The 2,814-nt window shown below is 51.4% G+C and carries 5 protein-coding genes and 1 pseudogene; 4 read left to right on the top strand and 2 right to left on the bottom strand.

The features are described 5' to 3' along the window. Positions 1-108 (bottom strand): hypothetical protein (locus ABYW01_RS18585; protein WP_372835750.1); only part of this gene is annotated, 108 nt, incomplete at its 3' end. 51 nt (positions 109-159) lie between these two features. On the opposite strand from ABYW01_RS18585, the pseudogene ABYW01_RS18580 reads away from it, so the two are divergent. The 4 genes and pseudogenes from ABYW01_RS18580 to infA form a co-directional block, all read left to right on the top strand. Continuing rightward, positions 160-423 (top strand): annotated as a pseudogene (locus tag ABYW01_RS18580) (FAD-dependent oxidoreductase); the annotation flags it as partial. 39 nt (positions 424-462) lie between these two features. Continuing rightward, positions 463-1,179, top strand: a complete 717-nt coding sequence (gene aat, locus ABYW01_RS18575) for a leucyl/phenylalanyl-tRNA--protein transferase (RefSeq protein ID WP_372835747.1) — start codon at positions 463-465, stop codon at positions 1,177-1,179. Beyond that, positions 1,176-1,886, top strand: a complete 711-nt coding sequence (locus ABYW01_RS18570) for an arginyltransferase (RefSeq protein WP_372835743.1) — start codon at positions 1,176-1,178, stop codon at positions 1,884-1,886. Before aat ends, ABYW01_RS18570 begins: the two co-directional genes overlap by 4 nt. 121 nt (positions 1,887-2,007) lie before the next feature. Next, entirely contained in the window at positions 2,008-2,226 is a 219-nt protein-coding gene (infA, locus tag ABYW01_RS18565) for a translation initiation factor IF-1 (protein WP_193954513.1), read from the top strand. A 33-nt stretch (positions 2,227-2,259) separates the two neighbouring features. Here infA and ABYW01_RS18560 read toward each other — a convergent pair. Further along, positions 2,260-2,814, bottom strand: a 555-nt coding sequence (locus ABYW01_RS18560; RefSeq protein ID WP_372835740.1) for an AAA family ATPase, incomplete at its 5' end; no start/stop codon positions are given.

The following is a 2,814-nucleotide window of genomic DNA, read 5'->3' as shown; positions in this document are numbered from 1 at the left end:
GTTGTACTGCGTCCGCGGCACGAGCTCGGTGTCGATGACCTCGCGCTCGATCACCGGCACCTGCTCGACCACACGGATCACGGCGGGCACGTTGTTGAGTGTCGACACGCGCGGGTTGGAGATGACGCGCACCTGCCCCTGCTGCTCCAGGGCGTCGATGAAGATCTGGAACTGGCCGGCGTTTTCGTTGCTATCGGCCACAAACCGAACACCGACATCTTCGAAGGCCAGCTGGATATGAAAGATGGCTACATCAAGATCCACAGCGGCACTGAAGGCAACGCAACTCAGACGTCTGTAAAAGGTGTATTCGCGGCTGGCGATGTATGCGATCACATCTATCGCCAGGCAATCACCTCCGCAGGTTTTGGCTGCATGGCCGCACTGGATGCTGAACGCTTCCTGGACGATCTGGAGAAATAAGGAAATGCGGGCGTTTCGCGCCCGCTTTTCCGCTGTCTTATGATCGCTTGGTTAGACAACGAATCCAATAGCTTTCCTGCTATACATACCGCACTAAAGGAACCCAACGGCCTACTCGCTGCGGGGGGTGACCTTAGCCCGGCACGACTCAAGGAAGCATACCGTCAGGGCATTTTCCCTTGGTACAACCAAGGTGAACCTATCCTGTGGTGGAGTCCAGATCCTCGCTGCGTCCTATTCCCTGAACAGCTCCATATATCCCGCAGCTTACGCAAACGGATCCGCAAACAGGATTACGATGTCAGCTTTGATACTGATTTCGAAGCTGTCGTCGACGCTTGCGCCGAGCCTCGCGCTAATGGAGATGGCACTTGGATTACCCGCGCGATGAAGGGTGCGTATTGCGACCTTCACAGGCAAGGCATTGCCCATTCAGTAGAACTGCGGATAAATGGGCGGCTCGTCGGTGGACTGTACGGCCTGGCGATGGGCAAAATGTTCTTTGGTGAGTCAATGTTCAGCCGAGAAACGGACGCATCTAAAATTGCATTCGTTCTCATGGTCGAACAACTGCAAAACTGGGGCTATGCTTTAATCGACTGTCAGGTAAGCAACAATCACCTGAAAAGTCTTGGGGCAAAAGAGATTCCAAGAGCAGAGTTTAAACGCTACCTGAACAAGTATCTGGATCAGACATCCGGCCATGACTGGGTGTTTAATCCTGAGAGACTGAGTTTCGGGGAGACTCCCAGATGACAAACCTGAAGACTTTGCATTTTTACGCAACGCCTGAACATGATTGCAGTTATCTGAAAGACCGGCAGGCGAAAACCCTGTTTGTGGATCCGCACGCGGTCATCACCAAAGATACCTACAGTCAGTTATCCGATCTAGGGTTCAGACGGAGCGGCGGGCATATCTACCGCCCCCACTGCAAAGAGTGTCAGGCATGCATCTCGGTGCGTATACCGACGGACGTATTTGCCGCCAGCAAAAGCCAAAAACGCGTGCTGGCAAAGAATAAGGACCTGACTTTTCGTGCAGTTGCCCCGCAATTCACGCAAGAATATTACGACCTGTACGCCCGCTACATCAACCTGCGCCACAAGGACGGAGACATGCACCCTCCTAGCATCGATCAGTTCACATCGTTTCTGGTTGATGGCGCACAGGAAACAATCTTTTTCGAGTTTCGTGACAGCGACAACAAGCTTTTAGCTATTGCCGTTTGTGACGAGCTAGAGCAAGGACTCTCTCCTATCTACACGTTCTACGATCCAGACGAAGAAAAACGCAGCCTTGGTACGTTTTGCATACTATGGCAGATCGCTGAAGCAAAGCGCCGCCGCCTGCAATACGTCTATCTGGGATACTGGGTAAGAGAGTGTCGGAAGATGAATTATAAGATCATGTTCCGACCGATTGAATTACTACTCGACGGACACTGGGTGTCCATCACCTAACTGAAACAATTTTCCCCGCCCTTTTTCTTTAATCTCTTTGATATGCCTGAACATTTCAGGCACAATACTGCGCTTAAAAAATCGGGTTTGGATCTGCAAGGCCTTAAGAGGTAGCTACTGAATGGCTAAAGAAGATAGCATTGAAATGGACGGCACCGTGATCGACACGCTTCCCAACACTATGTTCCGTGTTGAGTTGGAAAACGGTCACGTTGTTACAGCGCACATCTCCGGCAAGATGCGTAAAAACTACATCCGCATCCTGACTGGCGATAAAGTAAAGGTCGAGTTGACACCTTACGACCTGAGCAAAGGACGTATCGTCTACCGCGCGCGTTAATTTATCGCCCGACCGGACTTATGGGGGCAGCCATCAGGCTGCCTCCATCACCTCCACGCTCAGATTGCCTTCGTCATCAACGGTAATCGCAACATCACCGCCATCTTCGGCAAGCTCTCCGAACAGAATCATTTCAGCAAGCGGCTTCTTCAGTTTCTCCTGAATCATTCGCTTCATCGGACGCGCACCCATCTGCTCATCATATCCGTTGGTTGCAAACCAGCTACGCGCTGCATCATCCATATGCAGAACCACATGCTTTTCGTCCAGCTGCACCTGAAGCTCGGTCAAGAACTTATCAACCACACCTTTTATGATATCCGTACCCAGCGCTTTAAACTGAATAATGCCATCCAAACGGTTGCGGAACTCAGGCGTAAATAGCTTACGAATCGCTTCCATACCATCGGTAGAGTGATCCTGATGAGCAAAACCAATCGAGTTACGCGCCATCTGCTCAGCACCCGCATTCGTTGTCATCACCAGAATAACATTGCGGAAGTCTGCTTTGCGGCCGTTGTTATCGGTCAGCGTACCGTTATCCATCACCTGCAACAGCAAGTTGAAGACTTCCGGATGCGCTTTCTC

It is taken from the genome of Pontibacterium sp., from assembly GCF_041587635.1.
Taxonomy (GTDB): domain Bacteria; phylum Pseudomonadota; class Gammaproteobacteria; order Pseudomonadales; family Balneatricaceae; genus Pontibacterium.
This window is presented reverse-complemented; position numbering and strand designations above follow the sequence as displayed.

Excerpts from the sequence above, each read along its gene's own strand:
- ABYW01_RS18570 (WP_372835743.1), top strand. The coding sequence starts at position 1,176 with ATGACAAACCTGAAGACTTTGCATTTTTACGCAACGCCTGAACATGAT.
- infA (WP_193954513.1), top strand. The coding sequence starts at position 2,008 with ATGGCTAAAGAAGATAGCATTGAAATGGACGGCACCGTGATCGACACG.
- aat (WP_372835747.1), top strand. The coding sequence starts at position 463 with ATGATCGCTTGGTTAGACAACGAATCCAATAGCTTTCCTGCTATACAT.